This window comes from Fibrobacter sp. UWB10 (assembly GCF_900182935.1).
GTDB classification, from domain to species: Bacteria; Fibrobacterota; Fibrobacteria; order Fibrobacterales; family Fibrobacteraceae; genus Fibrobacter; species Fibrobacter succinogenes_O.
This window is the reverse complement of the sequence record NZ_FXUE01000001.1, coordinates 455,931-472,029: the sequence shown is the minus strand read 5'-3', so window position 1 is coordinate 472,029 and position 16,099 is coordinate 455,931. Positions and strand designations below refer to the sequence as shown.

Genomic DNA, 16,099 nt, shown 5'->3' with positions numbered 1-16,099 from the left:
AAACCCTAGAATGATAAAATGAATCCGATTGAAAGTAATGCTGCTCCCGAAAGAAATCCGGCGTAGGTGACGCCTTTGGCAATTTTTGCCTTGTGACGGGAATCCATAAAGTTTTCGCGAGTATCTTGATAGCGGTCTGTGTCGATAGAAGTCTTTTTCAATGTTTTCTTGTAGTCTTTCGCTTGATCGATTTCGTAGTAGGTGATTGCGCTAGACACAAGCCCTACGGCGAATGGTATAATTGAAAACTGCATGAGCCCCTTTCCAAAATTGGCCCGCTTGCGCTTAGACAGCTCGGACTGTTGTTTTTGTAGGAATTCGTCGTCGAGAATGGGCTGTTGCGAAATGATGATGTACGAGGTGTCCTTTGCAGAAAGCTTGACTCTGAGAGTTGTATCTGTAAATCCCGGATTGAACAGAGAAATCAAGATTTCGTTTGCCAAGGAATCGTCGGCCGGAATGTTTACGAATGCAGGAGAAACATAGGCCGGATTCTTTGAATGATCCGGGGTTACTTCGCCGACATAGATATCGACCTTGCTGGGAATAGTGGATACGTGCAGAACTTTTGATTCTGCAAAGGCAAAACTCAAAAGAGAACAAAGGAGTATCGTAAATATTTTAGTCATTTAGAACTCCTCGTTCGGGAATGGTCCCGAAATATATTGATAGGTATACTTGTTTTCGATAAACCAATATACGTTCGGGAGCCTGTTGCGGGCGTAGTCTTCTCCCGAAATCTCTATTTTGCATTTGTTGGGACAACGGGTGTAGAATGAAAGGTAGGGCGCTTGATAATTGACCTGCATGGTGTCGAAGTCGACCAGGACCTTCAATTGGTTCACATTGATTCCTGAACCGTCGTCGTAGAGGAAGAAATAGATATTGTCCGAAAAACGGATGGAGTCGCGGTAAGCGGAAATTTGAGGGGGAATGACATCTTTAAGAACGATTGTGTCCAAGGTGAGCACCGTGTAGGCGGGAATATCGACGATAAGACTTTCGCTTGTGTATTCCTTGCGGTAGTTCTCGGTCAACAAAACTTTAAGACCGATTTGTGGCTCGACTTTGGCTACAAGCGTGTTAGACCTGTCGCTGTTGGTAATTGTTTGTAAGGTGTCTCCGTTATTTGCAATTAAGTAGACGACTGTTTGCAGAATGGAATTGTCCCTGTAACGTTCATATACAACGGGAATTTTGAGTGTCGAAGTCTTATTTAAAATTTTGGTTGAGAAATGGAATATATCGGTGGAATCTCGGTATTCGCGGCCGCTTTCGCTCCTGACACGCATTTTGATTCCCCAATACAGGGTGAATGAACTGTCGTACAGGCTAATTGCCTGCTGTAAGAGCGAATCGTACGATTCTACAAGAGAACCTCTCAAAGTGGCTTCAGACTTGCAATCAGTTGTTCCAAGCGGGGATTCCCAAACGGAATCCTGATCGTAGGATATGAAAACTTGGCAGCGCGCGGATTCCCAAGGGTCGATTCCCGTAACCGACCAACGGAGCGGCAAATTCTGGTCGTCGGAAGGTTCGGCTTGATTGTATCCATTGTACGGAAAGTCAAGGGAAATGCTATTGGGGGCGTTCACGTAGACTTTAAAATTGTTGCGCAAAGTGTCGCCAAATAAATCGGTCGTTTCAAGCGAACAATCGAATTCCCCGGAAGTATTGAATGTGTAACGGAATGAATTCAGATTGAACGCGTTGTCGCCAATTTTCCAGAGAAGACCGTTGTAATAGCGCTGCAATGTCTCGTCGGTGAAAACTCCGTGGCCATTAGAATAACCAGCGAAAAATTTGACGGATTGCCCCTGTTCTACATAGAGTTCTTCAATCGGTTCGTAGTATTTGGAAACCTCGCCGTTGAATCCATCGGGGGCAACATAGACATACTGTGAAAGCTTGGAGTAGTTTTTGTCGACCAAGTGTTCGTCGCCGCAAGATACTAGTAGAAGTGGCAACGTGCAAAGTAGGATGTACAGGAACTTATTCACTGAAAACCTCCGGGAACGTTACATTTGGACGGAGGTAGAAGGTCTTTCTTGTCGGATTGTTACTCGCATCGTGTGCGATAAGGGTAATCAGCTTGTACGACCAGTTTTGTAACGAGGCTTGTTTTTCGAAGGGAATGTACAAGGTGTCGTTTGAGAAGGTAAACTTGGTAATACGATTTTTTTCGTAAGAAATGCTAATTCTAGACGAAGGAATTTTTCCGCCGAAATCAGTCAGAATGAAACGCAATGTGTCTTGAATGTCGATCGTGTCACTGCCTGAAACGGATTTGATTCTCGGAGGAACTTCATCTAAAAGGGTGATAGAATCCAATTCAAGTACTTGGTTTGCAACGGTTTTGAATATGATGGTCTGGGGTCTGAAATCGGGGGCGTCATCGATAGAAGCAACAAGGCTGTATGTGTCGTTTGAGAGAGGCTTGAAATAGAAGTGCGCCGATTGAGATTTCGAAGAAAGATATGTTTTGATTGTGTCTTGAAGCGAATCCAAAAGAGCGATTCTGAAGGTGTAAAGACCTAGGTCGGAACTTGTTCCGATGGCTCCTGCTACAGCACTTTCGCCATTGATGCCATCTGTGAAAAATGACGATGAGATGGTTTCGTTGGATTTTTGATTGAATTCGTTGTAAACGTTGACAGTCCAAGTGTATTTTTGCAGGGGTTCCAGTTTTTTGAAGTATGTATAATTTGCTTGATATAGAAGGGTGTCTACAAGAATATCTTGATTGTTGTTTTTCAAGACAAAGCGAGAATAGATGCCCCAAAGAGAATCGGGATCGCTTGCGTTCCAGGCAAAATTGATGGCTGTGTCAGAGGCGATGTTCTGCGTTCCGTTGGCCGGAATAAAATTCTTGGGATCAAGATTGGGGGACGAGGCGACTGTGATATGTAGAGTGTCACTCAAAGTGTCGCCGAAAAAGTCGACAAAGATAAATGCTATTTCGTGTTCGCCTGGGATGTCGATGCTTTTCTTGAAACTGAATTCGTTGGCGAACAACTTGCCGTCGATGGTCCAAAGATATTGTCGGTTACGAATGGATTTAGACGGATATACGGTGGATAAGAAAATCAGGGAGTCACCAGGTTGAATGGTGTCTGTCTTTGATTTTTCGTCGTTGGAATCAAATGCGGTCGTGACGGCTGCTGAAACTTTGATCTTCTCAATGGACTGGTCGTTGAAAAGATATTCATCGGAATCAGTACATGCCGCAATCGATAAAACGATCAGGCCGAAGAGGGCGATTGATTTTATAAAATGGATTGCCATTTAGCCCCCAACCCTAAAGTGTCAATGACGAAAAATTCTTGCGTAGCAGAAGAATCCTGGTCGCCCATGGAATCTTCAACAAAAATTCGGAAGGTGTGTCTGCCTTCGGTAAACCCCGATTGCATGACTTCTTGTAAATCGCCCACATTGTAGCGAATACTATCTATTTCAAGGGTGTTGTTCAAGTAATTGTTTTCGTCGCGGTCGAAAGATTGCCATGTAAAGAGAATGGGCGTGTAGCTGTTGCCGTACAGGGTGTCTCCGTCTGCCGGGGTGGTTTCTGCCAAAAGTTGCGGCGGATTGTTGACGGTAACATGAAAACTGGTTTCGAGGGTGTTGCCTTCGTGGTCTTCGATGACTAGCCTGTCGGGAATAAAGTTTTGACTAATAAAGCTAGAGGCCATGTAAGAAGTCGGTACGGTGTAGGTTGCTCCGCTGTCGAGAATTTCTTCGCCGTTGTACCAATAATATTGGACGTCTTTTTTGTGCTTCGATGGGGTGACTTCGGCGATCAGCTCGGCTTCTTCACTCGAGTTGAGCTTGATGGGTGTTTCGATTGCTTTGTCGAACTGCTTTGCGAAGACGTTGACGCTTGTTATTTTGGCAGTGTCCTTAGGGGGTGACGGAATGTCTAGACATGCCGAAAAAAGCCCCCCCGTCATAAGAGCTACGGTAATGCTCAAAAAGCATCGATTGTTCTTCTTCATGAAACTCACCTTGTTAAAGATAACTATATTCGTAAATATGAGTGCCGAAAATTTTGAATATAAAACCGCAATGGAGCGTTTAGAGAGTATCTTGGAACGTATTGATAATTCTGAGATGGAAATTGACGAATTGGCGGGTGCGGTTCAGGAAGCGACCGAACTTTTGCGGAAATGCCGCCAAATTTTGCTTGCAACCGAAAAAAACGTGCAGGATGCCCTTTCGGGGCTTGACGGTGAAACGGGAGTCGAGGCTTAAGGATGCTTGAAGTTCCTGCAATGGAAGTCTCGGGGCTTTCGGTAAAGTTTCCCATTCGAGGCGGAGTGCTCGGCAAGGTGCAGAAGTACTTTTCTGCCGTCGAGAATGTGTCGTTTTCCGTGCAGGCGGGCCAGATTCTTTCGATTGTGGGGGAGTCGGGTTGCGGTAAGTCGACTTTAGTGAAATCGCTGGTCGGGCTTGTGCCTATGGACAACGGTGAATTCAAACTTTTTGGTGAAAAAGTGGTAAAAGGCCGGACTGCTTCCGGAAAACGGGTCTCGGACTTGGTTCAGATGATTTTTCAGGACCCGTTCAGCAGCCTGAACCCGCGCCAGACTGTGTCTGAAATTCTGACGGCGCCGCTGGTTGCACGCGGAGTGGGGTTTTCTGAAGCTGAGGCGCGTGCAAAAGAACTTTTGGAGCGTGTGTCCCTGCCGAAAGAGGCTCTCCAAAAGTTCCCCCACGAATTTTCGGGGGGCCAGCGGCAGCGCTTGTGCATAGCCCGCAGCCTGATGGTAAAGCCCAAGATTCTTTTGTGCGATGAAGTCACTAGCGCTTTGGATGTGTCGGTGCAGGCCCAGATTCTGCACTTGCTCGACGACCTGCGTAATGAATTCGGACTTTCGATTGTGTTTATCAGTCACGATATGCAGGTAGTCCGCGCTCTGAGCGACGAGGTCTTGGTCATGTACTTTGGGCATGTGGTCGAGCGCGGAAATGCCGACCAGGTGCTTACAAATCCACAACATGAATATACCCAAAAATTATTGGCAAGCGTTCCCACTATAAGGAGAGTACAGTTATGACAATTGCCGACGAATCAAAAAAATTTCATGCCGAAAATCGAGGCAATTGCGCTATGTCGGTTGCCTATGGCTATGCCATTGCAACGGGCAAATCCGAAGCCGAAGCGCTGGAAATTGCTGACAAGTTCAAGAATGCCGGTAGAGGAATTGCTCCCGGTGGCGTGTGCGGGGCTCTTTATGCTGCAAAAGAGCTTGTGCCGGAAAAGGCAGATGCCATCGAAGAAACTTTCCGTCGCGGTTCGCAAAATTACACCAAGTGTGCAGAAATCCGCCCGAACAAGATTCTTCCTTGCAACCGCTGTGTAGAACTTGCGGGTGAGGCTCTCGACCTTTTGAACCTGTAATAAATTCTATCTTTGCGTGCGAAAAAGAGGTTTATATGTCTGTTATAGTGGTTGATTACAATGCCGGCAACTTGACTTCGGTTATGAATGCGCTTGCGCACATTGGCGTCGATGCCAAGTCTAGCCGCGATGCCGAAGAAATCTCCAAGGCTACCCGCCTGATTTTTCCGGGGGTCGGCGCTGCAGCTTCTGCCATGGAAACTCTGACACGCACGGGAATTGGTGAAGCCATTAAGACGGTCGTAAAGGCCGGAAATCCGGTGCTCGGTATTTGCATTGGCTGTCAGATTATTCTTGAAGAAAGTGAAGAAGACGGCGGTGTAAAGACGTTGGGTCTTATCCCCGGCAAGGCAGTGCGCTTTAAAGATGAACCGGGTATCAAGATTCCGCACATGGGCTGGAACCAGGTGAACTTTACGCGTGAACACCCGATTATGAAAGGTATCAAGAGCGGAAGCGATTTCTACTATGTGCACTCGTACCACCCGGTGGTGCCTGCCGAATATGCTTATGCCGAAACGACGTACGGTACGCAGACCTTCCAGGGAATGGTGGGCAAGGACAACCTGATTGCAACCCAGTTTCATCAAGAAAAGAGTGGAGATGTGGGCCTAGCCATGCTCAAGAATTTCTGCGATTGGAAAGTCTAGTATTACTATATTGTCCCCGTAATTGGAGAAAAATATGAAAAGATCCATCGTTATCACTGGCGGCGCAGGCTTTATCGGAAGCCATGTGGTGCGCCTGTTTGTGAACAAGTATCCTGAATACAAGATTATCAACCTCGATAAGCTGACTTATGCGGGTAACCTTGCAAACCTCAAGGATGTCGAAAACAAGCCGAACTACAAGTTCGTGAAGATGGATATCTGCGACTTTGATGCTTTCTATAAGCTCATGCAAGACGAGCATGTTGATGGCATCATTCACCTCGCTGCCGAAAGTCACGTAGACCGCTCCATCAAGGATCCGTTCACATTTGCCAAGACGAACGTGATGGGTACTCTCGCCTTGTTGCAGGCTGCCAAGCTTTACTGGGAATCTTTGCCGGAAAAGTACGAAGGCAAGCGCTTCTATCATATTTCGACCGATGAAGTTTACGGCGCTCTCAAGATGAATCATCCGGAAGGCATTACGCCTCCGTTTACCACGACGGCATCGAGTTCTGAACACCACCTGGCTTACGGTGACGATTTCTTCTACGAAACCACCAAGTATACGCCGCACTCTCCGTATTCCGCCTCTAAGGCCGGTTCCGATCACTTTGTACGAGCCTTCCATGACACCTACGGTATGCCGACGATTGTGACGAACTGCAGCAACAACTATGGTCCGTACCAGTTCCCTGAAAAGTTGATTCCGCTGTTCATCAATAACATTCGCCACAAGAAGCCTCTCCCGGTTTACGGCAAGGGCGAAAACGTACGTGACTGGCTCTTTGTGGAAGACCATGCCCGCGCTATCGATGTGATTTTCCATAACGGCAAAATCGCTGAAACCTATAACATCGGTGGTTTCAACGAATGGAAGAACATCGATATTATTAAGGTCGTTATTAAGACCGTTGATAAGCTCCTCGGCCGCGCTGAAGGCGAAGACATGAACTTGATTACCTATGTGACGGACCGCCTGGGACACGACGCCCGCTACGCCATCGATTCCACCAAGCTTCAGAAGGAACTGGGCTGGGAACCGAGCCTTCAGTTCGAAGAAGGCATCGAAAAGACGGTGCGCTGGTATTTGGACAACCAGGAATGGTTGGACAACATCACCAGTGGTGACTACGAAAAGTATTACGAAAAAATGTACGGAAATAGATAATGGGTAAGTTTAATTTCATCAAGACTTCTATTGAAGGCGTGACAATCGTTGAACCGACGGTCTTTGGCGACCATCGCGGCTACTTTATGGAAACCTACAACAAGGCTGAATTCGATGCCGCAGGCTTGAACATGGTTTTCGTACAAGATAATGAATCTAAAAGCAAAAAGGGCGTACTTCGCGGCCTGCATTTCCAGAAGAAGAATCCGCAGGGTAAGCTTGTGCGCGTAATCGAAGGCGAAGTCTTTGACGTAGCTGTAGACCTGCGCAAGGGTAGCCCCACGTTCGGCAAGTGGGAAGGGGTTACGCTTTCTGCTGAAAATAAGAAGCAGTTCTACATTCCCGAAGGTTTTGCTCACGGCTTTGTGGTGCTCAGTGAAACGGCAACTTTCGTGTACAAGTGCACCCGCCTTTATGACCCGAAGGATGAAGGTGGACTCATGTGGAACGATCCTGAAATCGGCATCAAGTGGCCGGTCGGCAACGGATTCGAACCTCTCCTCTCTGAAAAGGACACGAAGAATCCGGCACTCAAGGATTTGGGTTTTGCTTTCGAACTGTAGTCTGTCTTTGCAAACAATATTTTGTGTTTAAAAGAGTCGTCTTTAGACGGCTCTTTTTATTTTATTCTGGTCTGACTTGTAATAATTTTTTAATTTTTAGGTGATGAAACACATTCTCGTTGTATGCACAGGTAATATCTGCCGTAGCCCCACGGGTGAATATTGCCTTAAAAAGGCTTTGGGGCCTGATTTTGAAGTGATGAGTGCTGGTCTTGGCGCATTGGTTGATCATCCTGCACATGAACTTAGCCAAAAGATTGCTCTTGAGCATGGAATCGATATGAGCGCTCACCGCGCTCGTCAGATTAATCTGGACATTCTTAAGTGGGCTGATCTTATCTTGGTGATGGAAAACGGCCACAAGATGGATTTGTTGCACCGTTATCCGTGGCTCGAAGGCAAGGTTTTCCGTTATGGTGAACCGCAACGTGTGGATGTTCCGGACCCGTATCGTCGTCCTGAAAACGCGTTTGTGCTTGCATGGAATTTTATCTCTAAACTGACCCCGTACTGGGTAGAAAAAATCAAACAAAGCGAAGGCCAGGCATAAGCTGGCTAAAAGGGTTAATTTATGAAGAAATTGAGTTTGGGCATTGGCCTTATTGCTGTCGCCATGTTGAGCGGATGCGCTCTTGGACCGCAGATGCAAATGGCTTTACCGGGAGACTCCACTGAATACAATGGCATGATTGTAAGGTTGCATGCGATTCATGAAGGCGATGTGGGCCAGGGTGCTGCCAAGGCTGGTGACTCTACTGATTTGGGCGACCTGAAGGATCTCGTGGTGGATTCTTTGCCGGAACTGGAATACCGCATTGGACCTCTGGACATGGTTCAGGTCGTGGTGTGGGAACACCCGGAATTGACGTCTCCGATGGGTCAGTATCAGCCGGCTGGTCAGAAGGTGACTACCGATGGAAAGCTTTTCTATCCGTATGCTGGTGAACTTCAGGCAGCTGGCCTTACCGCTCAGGAACTCCGTGCTGAAATCACGAAGCGTCTCTCTGACAAGATCTTGAACGATCCGCAGGTGGATGTCCGCGTGACGGGTTACCATAGCCGCAAAATGTTTGTTGCCGGCTCCGTGGAAAAACCGGGATATGTGGCTTTTAACGAAAATCCGATGACGATTCCCGATGCTATTGCTTATGCAGGTGGCTTCTCTGAAAAGGCAGACCCTTCTGCAATGCAGCTTCGCCGTGGAGATAAAGTTTATAACATCAATTATCTTGATGCTTTCAAGTCGAAACTTCCGCTTGAACGTATGATGGTAAAGCCGGATGACCAAATTTTTGTTCCGGCCCTCAGTGAAACCCAGAAGGACCAGAAGGTTTATGTGCTGGGTGAAGTTGGTCGTTCTGGTGTTGTGGATATTTATAACGGCAATTTGACACTAGCCGAAGCCTTGGCCTCTGCAGGTGGTCTGCAGGCTCTGAATGCTACTTCTCGTGGAATTTATGTTATTCGCAATACGTCTGAGAAGCAAATCGATGTGTATCAATTGAATGCGAAAAATGCGATGGCTCTTGCCATGGCAGATCGTTTCCAATTGAATTCTCGTGATATTGTTTACGTCGACGCTTCTGAACTTGCAACATGGAACCGTCTGCTTAGTTTGATTACACCGACGATCAGTGCTGGTAAGACGACTACGGACATTATTTACAATGTTGAAACGATCCATAACAATGGTTGGAAGTAAGTAGGACTATATGATTAACTTGATTCTCTGTGGTGGTTCGGGCACGCGCCTTTGGCCCGTGAGCCGTTCCCTGATGCCCAAGCAGTTCGCGCCGCTTTTTGACGGACAGTCCCTGTTCCGCAAGACCGTGGTTACGAACTCCGCTGTTTGCGAATCGCAGTTTATTGTTTCGAATGCCGACCAGTTCTTCTTGGCCAAGGACCAGCTTGAAATGGAAGGCATGACGGGTAGCAAGTTCCTTCTGGAACCCGTGGGCCGTAACACAGCCCCGGCTATTGCCCTTGCTTGCCTCACGATGACTCCTGAAACGATTGTGCTGGTGTCTCCGTCTGACCACGTGATTCGCAAGAAGGACGAATACAAGAAGGTTCTTCTCCGCGCCGAAGAACTGGCGAAGGCCGGTAACTTGGTGACGTTCGGCATTACGCCCACTAGCCCTGAAACGGGTTACGGCTATATCGAAGCCGATGGCGAAAATGTAAAGCGTTTTGTGGAAAAGCCCGACCGCGCCACAGCCGAAAAGTACCTGCTGGCAGGTAACTTCTACTGGAACAGCGGTATCTTCTGCTTTACGGCAAAGACGTTCCTCGCCGAACTGGGCAAATACTCCCCGGAAATGCTCGCCGCCGCGAAAAAGGCTCTTGCCAATGCGACAGTCGAAGACGGTGAACCCATCCGCATTGACCGTGACGACATGATGGCTATTCCGTCGAACTCCATCGACTATGCCGTCATGGAAAAGTCCAACAAGGTGAAGGTGGTTCCGAGTGATATCGGCTGGAGCGACCTCGGCAGTTTTGACAGCCTTTATGGCGAATACCAGCACGACGCAAACGGCAACAACGTGAACCCGCGCCACATTGCCGTGGACTCCAAGAATTCCCTTGTGATGGGCGGTCAGCGTACCATCGCGACGATCGACCTCGACAAGATGCTCATCGTGGACACGCCGGACGCTCTCTTGGTTGCTCCGCTCAGCAGCAGCCAGAAGGTCAAGAAGGTGGTGGAAGAACTCAAGGAACGCGGTTCTGACCTCATTAACGTGCCGCAGACTGTGAGCCGCCCGTGGGGTACGTACTCCGTGCTGGAATCTACCGAACGCTACAAGATGAAGCGTATTGTGGTGAAGCCGGGCAAGCGCCTTAGCCTGCAAAAGCACCTGCATCGCTCGGAGCACTGGGTGGTTGTAAGCGGGACTGCTACGGTGACCGTGGGCAAGAACGTCTTCTACGTGCGTCCGAACGAATCGACTTACATCCCGGTGGGCGAAGTTCATCGCCTGCAAAACGAAGGCAAACTCCCGCTGGTCATCGTCGAAGTCCAGGTGGGCGAATACACCGGCGAAGATGACATCATCCGCGTCGAAGACGACTTCCATAGAAATTAATTCGTAGCAGTCGTTGTTACTAAAAAGTTTAAGTCCCGCAGTTCATGCGGGACTTTTTCTGTGGGCTAGTCAATGTGCTTTTAATATATTTAGGATATGAGCGAAAATCTTGTACATACGGTGAACACGGGCTCTTTTGAAATGGAATACGCCCAAATTGGTTCGGGCCCCAAGCCCTTGATTGTGATTCCCGGACTTTCAATCAAGAGTGTTATGAAATCGGCGGCCTCGCTAGAAGGGCCTTACAAGATTTTTAAAGAAAGGTACACGCTTTACTTTTTTGACCGCAAAAAAGACGCCAAGCCCGGTTATTCGTTGCCCGAAATGGCTGACGATCAAGTTGCGGCCCTCAAGGCCATCGAAATCGATAAAGCTGATGTCTTTGGCGTTTCGCAGGGCGGCATGATTGCACAGTATATGGCGATTCGCCATCCTGAAGTCGTGAATAAGCTGGTGCTCGGTTCTTCGACATCGAAGGCAGAACCGCGACAGATTACGACGATTCAGAATTGGGCGCGCCTTGCGCGGGCCCGAGAAAAGTCTGAACTTGTAAACACTTTTATCGATGACTGTTTTAGTGAAAAGTTTGTCGCCCGTTATCGCAGGGCATTGCTTGCCTTGTACAAGGAAATTTCAGACGAAGAATTGGAACGCTTCGCCTTATTTGCGGATGCCTGCGATTACGTTGACACCTACGATGAACTAGGAAAAGTCAAAAGCCCGGTGCTAGTGCTTGGCGCAGGCAAAGACCTTGTGACCACTCCCGAAGCGACTGTCAAATTGGCAGAAAAGCTAAAGGCTGAGGGCGTTCCTTGCGAATTCTATATGTACGAAGAATGCGGCCATGCTGTGTTCGATGAATTGCCCGATTACAAGAAACGCATTTTCGATTTTCTTGAAAAATAATAACGGTGCTTTATGGATTCTGTGATGCCCACATCTGTTGCAAAGCCGCGCTACGCGTTTGTCGACTTGGCGAAAGGCATTTGCATTATGCTGGTGGTGTGGCATCATGTGGTGAGCACGTGGGGGCTTGAAACATACCCGCTAAAAGAGGCTGTATCTTCGTTCAGAATGCCTTTGTACTTCTTTTTGTCGGGACTGTTCTTTAAGGAATATGCGGGCTTTTTCGATTTCTGCAAGCGCAAAATCAACAAGTTACTGATTCCGTTCGCCTTCTTTTTCGTGACGCTTTCGTGCATATTCCCGTTCGTATTGCATTACCTGCATTTGCGTGGAAATCCCGGCGTCTCCGTTTGGTATTCATTTGTCTGGAAACAGGCTTTCCCGAATATTCCGATTTGGTTTTTGCTAAGCCTGTTTTGGACGAACTTGATGTTTTACGGATTGTACCTGATTGCAAAGAAAATTGTCGCCAGAAAATTCCCGCAGTATTCGACAGCTTCGCTGGTGGTGCTTTCGATTGCGGTTGGTTTGGTCGGATTTTTCTTGGGCCGCTATAATATCAAACTTCCGCTGTTTTGGGCGTCTTCGATGACGTCGATTCCGTATTTTTGCGCTGGGCATGTGGCGTTTCGCTACACCCAGATTCTTGCGCCGAATCCCATGGATAAATTCAACATTCCATTTGCGCTTTTGGGCTTTGGCCTTGTGGTGGCGCTTGCGTGGAATGCTCCCCCTGATTCGGTGAGTTACGTGAGTAACCGCTATTGGTTCCCGATTTGGAGCGTTTACCTGTGTGGCATTATAGGGACGCTCTCGGTGCTGTTCTTGTCGAAGGCAATCAAGAAAATTCCGTTGGTGTCGTATTTTGGACGTTATTCCATCATGGTGCTTGTGACGCATGGGTGGGTGCAGTGGGGGATTATTAAAATTTTGCAGGAAAACCATGTGCATTGGCCGCGGCCCGTGGCGCTCGCCTTTGTTTTTGTGGTGACCATGCTTCTTTATTTGGTGATAATCCCGTTTATGAAGCGCTTCTTGCCTCACGTGACTGCACAGAAAGACGTATTTTGATGTTTAATGTGAAATTTGAAATGTGAGATGAATTATTAATCATTCCTCATTTCACATTGCACATTCCTCATCACACATTGTTTTCTAGCCTTTTTCGTTGCAATTTTGTATATTCTCCGTTGTAAAATTTGATTTTTTGCGTTTTTTCGGAGATTTTATGGATATTGGTGCGCTACATTTTCAGAATCCCGAAGCCTTCTGGCTTTTGCTTTTAGTCCCTGTTTTAGTCGGTTGGTATATCTATCGTGAACACCGCCGCAAGAGTACGATTAAATTCCCGGCCCTTTCGATTGCCAAACGTGCGGTTCCGAGCCGTCGCGTCAAATTCCGCCATATTGTGCCGATTTTGCGCTTGGCCGCCCTCGTTTGCTTTGTGGTGGCACTTGCACGCCCGCAGAACGCCATGGAAGTCGAATACACCTCGACCGATGGCGTCGACATTATGCTTGCACTCGACGTTTCGGGCTCCATGGGTACGCTTGATATGCTCACCCGTATGGAACAGGCGAAACTCGGCGTGATGAATGCCGAACGAATTTTGAAATCCGGCGATTATTGGAAGTATAGCCGCCTGGGTTATGCCCAACAGGTGATTGCGGACTTTATCCAGAAGCGTCATAGCGACCGAATCGGTTTGTCTGCTTTTGGGGCACGTTCCATTACGCAGTGCCCCTTGACGCTGGATTATGGTTCGCTGCTTGAAATTTTGAAGGCGACTGATGACCTAGCCCGCGATTCTATTATGGGCAGTCGCACGGCCATTGGTGATGGACTTATGAATTCCCTTGCTCGTCTGCAAAAGTCCGAAGCCAAGTCCAAGGTGGTGGTGCTTTTGACCGATGGCCGCGATAATGCAAGCCTTGTGCCGCCCATGCGTGCTGCCGATGTGGCGAAGTCGCTTGGAGTCAAGGTTTATACTGTTGGCGTGGGTAAAAGGAACGGCAAGATTCTTGCTTTCCAGCAGAATCCGTGGACCGGCGATATTTCTTGGGGTGAACGCGACATTACGCCCGAAGAAGGAATTGATGAAGGCGTGTTGAAGTCTGTGGCCCAAAAGACGGGTGGCCGCTTCTATCGTGCCGAAAATAAGGAAGAACTCGAAAAGATTTATTCCGAAATCGACGAACTCGAAAAGACCGAAATCGAAACGGTTGCATACGCCCGCTATGCCGAAAAGTTCTACCCGTGGCTCTTGGTGGGTGCATTGCTGATTTTACTTGAATTGTTGCTTGCGAATACGCGCTTTGTGCGCATTCCGTAATGGAGGCTTTAGATGCGATTTGCTGAACCGATGTTTTTGTGGGGCCTTTTAACGCTCCCTCTGTTTGCGCTCCTTTTTGTGTATGCTTACCACCGTCGCAAAAAACTCGCAGCTCGATTTGTTTCGCTTTCGATGTTGCCTAAGCTTTCGACTTCTGTTTCGCCGTGGCGCAGGCTTGCGAAGGTGACGATTCTGCTGTTTGCGATTGCATTCTTGTTTGTGGCTCTTGCGCGCCCGCAGTGGGGCCGTAAAATGGAACATATTGAACGTCGCGGCCTTGACTTGGTGCTTTTGCAGGATATTTCGCTTTCGATGCTTGCCGAAGATATCAAGCCGAATCGCTTGACCCGTAGCCGTCATGAAATTTCGGCGTTTTTGGAGTCGCTTTCGGGCGATCGCGTAGGCCTTGTGGCATTCTCGGGCGAAGCCCAGGTGATGGTGCCCTTGACACTGGATTACGGCACTGTGCAGATGATGCTCAAGGAATTGACTCCAGGCTGGCTCATGCCGGGTACAAACCTCGAAAAGGCAATCCGCAAGGGTATGGATCTGTATCGCAATTCGGGAAGCGCCGGACAGTACTCCGTGATGATTTTGATGAGCGATGGCGAAGAACTTGAAGCCGCTGCCGTAAACGCCGCCAAGGAAGCCGCCGAAATGGGAATCCGCATTTATACAATCGGTATCGGTTCTCGCGAAGGCGTGCCTATTCCGGTGCCCTCCAAGAATGGCGAAGTCGCTTACAAAAAGGACATGCAAGGAAACATCGTGACGACCCGTTTGGAAGACGGAACTCTGCAAGAGATTGCAAGCGTTACCGGCGGTTTGTATTTCTATGCAAACCCTGGCGAATTCCAGTTGCAAAAGGTGCTCTCTGAAATTGCAAGTCTTGAAAAAAAAGAACAGTCGTCTGACCGCATGGAAAATTATCAGGACCGCTATCAGATCTTTTTGGCTCTCGCTGCACTCTTGTTCTTGATTGAAGCTTTGGTGTCTGAAAGGGGCCGTAAGCGTCGTGTTGGAGCGGGCCGATTCAACTGAAAAAAGTAAAAATTTTTTACTGTGATTTGCACGCTATTTGCACGCTTGTTTAAGAATGCAAAAATCTTTTTAGGTGCTATTTTAGGCCTTTTTTGCTATTATTCTAACTGGTGTGGTAAAATAAGGGTGAATTCGTCCCGAATCGCCTCATTTTTTTAGGAACGTTTGGTTTTTGTTCATCCATTTTTACACAAAAATTCGCTATTTTGCGAGTGATTAAAGTAAATTTTGGCTGAAAAATAAAAAGTAAACCATGGAGTCCCTATGCTCGACCTATTAGCCGTCCAATCCGGCACCGCCAATGCCACTCTCATTACGTTGGCGTACACCTTGATCCTCACATTTATCCTGTCCTCGGTGATTGCGTGGACCTACGAAAAGACCTTCCTCGGGTTGTCGTACTCCAGAAACTTTGTGCAGGCAATTGTGCTTAGTGCAGTCGTTGCCGCCACGGTGATGCAGGCTATCGGTGATAACGTCGGTCGCGGTCTCGGTATGATGGGTGCTCTTTCTGTGGTTCGCTTTAGAACATCCTTTAAAGACCCGCGCGATATTATGTTCGTGTTCGCATCGCTTGGCGCCGGTATCGGTTGCGGTGTGTACGCCTGGGGTGCTGCCGTGGGTGGCACGATTGCCTTTAGCGCTGTGGCCTTCCTCCTTTCTCGTACTGGTCTTGGTACCAAGCACTTCTTTGATGGCATGCTCCGTTTTGCGCTCCCCAACGAAGCCAAGGTCCGTGGTCAGATCGAAGACATCATGAAGTCTAGCCTCAAGACGTTCATCTTGATTACGATGCGTGAAGTTGACGGCGGTGCTCGCCTTGACGTCGCTTACCAGATTCGCCTGCGCGCCACTCATCCGGCTGCAGAAATCCTGAGCGAACTCTCTAAAATCGAAGGCATCTCGGACGTACAGTTCATGATGCAGGACGCCACGACGGAAATGTAAG

At 48.1% G+C, this 16,099-nt stretch carries 18 protein-coding genes; 14 read left to right on the top strand and 4 right to left on the bottom strand.

Going from position 1 to position 16,099, the window contains the following annotated elements; all coding sequences use genetic code 11:
- Positions 1–5: 5 nt before the first annotated feature.
- The 4 genes from QOL41_RS01965 to QOL41_RS01950 are packed head-to-tail and all read right to left on the bottom strand — an operon-like array spanning position 6 to position 4,001.
- Positions 6–629, bottom strand: coding sequence for a hypothetical protein (locus QOL41_RS01965; RefSeq protein WP_283428431.1), 624 nt, complete (start codon positions 627–629; stop codon positions 6–8).
- The gene (locus QOL41_RS01960) at positions 630–2,000 is read right to left on the bottom strand and encodes a cupredoxin domain-containing protein (RefSeq protein ID WP_283428430.1); all 1,371 of its coding nucleotides are present in this window, start codon (positions 1,998–2,000) and stop codon (positions 630–632) included.
- A complete protein-coding gene (locus tag QOL41_RS01955) occupies positions 1,993–3,285 on the bottom strand; it encodes a hypothetical protein (protein ID WP_283428429.1) in 1,293 nt (430 codons plus the stop codon). The genes QOL41_RS01960 and QOL41_RS01955 overlap by 8 nt, the downstream gene beginning before the upstream one ends.
- Entirely contained in the window at positions 3,267–4,001 is a 735-nt protein-coding gene (locus QOL41_RS01950; RefSeq protein ID WP_283428428.1) for a hypothetical protein, read from the bottom strand. The genes QOL41_RS01955 and QOL41_RS01950 overlap by 19 nt, the downstream gene beginning before the upstream one ends.
- A gap of 28 nt (positions 4,002–4,029) precedes the next feature.
- Here QOL41_RS01950 and xseB point away from each other — a divergent pair, with 28 nt between their 5' ends.
- The 14 genes from xseB (at position 4,030) to QOL41_RS01880 (ending at position 16,098) form a co-directional block, all read left to right on the top strand.
- A complete protein-coding gene (gene xseB, locus QOL41_RS01945) occupies positions 4,030–4,248 on the top strand; it encodes an exodeoxyribonuclease VII small subunit (protein ID WP_283428427.1) in 219 nt (72 codons plus the stop codon).
- Positions 4,249–4,250: 2 nt separating this feature from the next.
- A complete protein-coding gene (locus QOL41_RS01940; RefSeq protein WP_283428426.1) occupies positions 4,251–5,054 on the top strand; it encodes an ABC transporter ATP-binding protein in 804 nt (267 codons plus the stop codon).
- Positions 5,051–5,398, top strand: a complete 348-nt coding sequence (locus QOL41_RS01935; protein ID WP_173653071.1) for a hypothetical protein — start codon at positions 5,051–5,053, stop codon at positions 5,396–5,398. Before QOL41_RS01940 ends, QOL41_RS01935 begins: the two co-directional genes overlap by 4 nt.
- 35 nt (positions 5,399–5,433) lie before the next feature.
- A complete protein-coding gene (gene hisH, locus QOL41_RS01930; protein ID WP_283428425.1) occupies positions 5,434–6,048 on the top strand; it encodes an imidazole glycerol phosphate synthase subunit HisH in 615 nt (204 codons plus the stop codon).
- Between the two features lie 34 nt (positions 6,049–6,082).
- The gene (locus QOL41_RS01925; RefSeq protein WP_283428424.1) at positions 6,083–7,219 is read left to right on the top strand and encodes a dTDP-glucose 4,6-dehydratase; all 1,137 of its coding nucleotides are present in this window, start codon (positions 6,083–6,085) and stop codon (positions 7,217–7,219) included.
- Positions 7,219–7,782 (top strand): dTDP-4-dehydrorhamnose 3,5-epimerase, encoded by a 564-nt coding sequence (gene rfbC, locus QOL41_RS01920; protein ID WP_283428423.1) that lies wholly within the window; start codon positions 7,219–7,221, stop codon positions 7,780–7,782. Before QOL41_RS01925 ends, rfbC begins: the two co-directional genes overlap by 1 nt.
- A 103-nt stretch (positions 7,783–7,885) precedes the next feature.
- Positions 7,886–8,332 (top strand): low molecular weight protein-tyrosine-phosphatase, encoded by a 447-nt coding sequence (locus QOL41_RS01915; RefSeq protein ID WP_173822325.1) that lies wholly within the window; start codon positions 7,886–7,888, stop codon positions 8,330–8,332.
- 21 nt (positions 8,333–8,353) lie between these two features.
- Positions 8,354–9,484 (top strand): polysaccharide biosynthesis/export family protein, encoded by a 1,131-nt coding sequence (locus tag QOL41_RS01910; RefSeq protein ID WP_283428422.1) that lies wholly within the window; start codon positions 8,354–8,356, stop codon positions 9,482–9,484.
- Positions 9,485–9,494: 10 nt separating this feature from the next.
- Positions 9,495–10,871 (top strand): mannose-1-phosphate guanylyltransferase/mannose-6-phosphate isomerase, encoded by a 1,377-nt coding sequence (locus QOL41_RS01905; protein ID WP_283428421.1) that lies wholly within the window; start codon positions 9,495–9,497, stop codon positions 10,869–10,871.
- A 96-nt stretch (positions 10,872–10,967) separates the two neighbouring features.
- Positions 10,968–11,777, top strand: coding sequence for an alpha/beta fold hydrolase (locus QOL41_RS01900; protein WP_283428420.1), 810 nt, complete (start codon positions 10,968–10,970; stop codon positions 11,775–11,777).
- A 12-nt stretch (positions 11,778–11,789) separates the two neighbouring features.
- A complete protein-coding gene (locus tag QOL41_RS01895; protein ID WP_283428419.1) occupies positions 11,790–12,848 on the top strand; it encodes an acyltransferase family protein in 1,059 nt (352 codons plus the stop codon).
- Between the two features lie 157 nt (positions 12,849–13,005).
- Positions 13,006–14,109: a vWA domain-containing protein gene (locus tag QOL41_RS01890; RefSeq protein ID WP_283428418.1), complete on the top strand. Its 1,104-nt coding sequence runs from the start codon at positions 13,006–13,008 to the stop codon at positions 14,107–14,109.
- Between the two features lie 12 nt (positions 14,110–14,121).
- Positions 14,122–15,150 (top strand): vWA domain-containing protein, encoded by a 1,029-nt coding sequence (locus tag QOL41_RS01885; RefSeq protein ID WP_283428417.1) that lies wholly within the window; start codon positions 14,122–14,124, stop codon positions 15,148–15,150.
- Positions 15,151–15,414: 264 nt separating this feature from the next.
- Positions 15,415–16,098, top strand: coding sequence for a DUF4956 domain-containing protein (locus QOL41_RS01880; protein WP_072800390.1), 684 nt, complete (start codon positions 15,415–15,417; stop codon positions 16,096–16,098).
- Position 16,099: the final 1 nt, after the last annotated feature.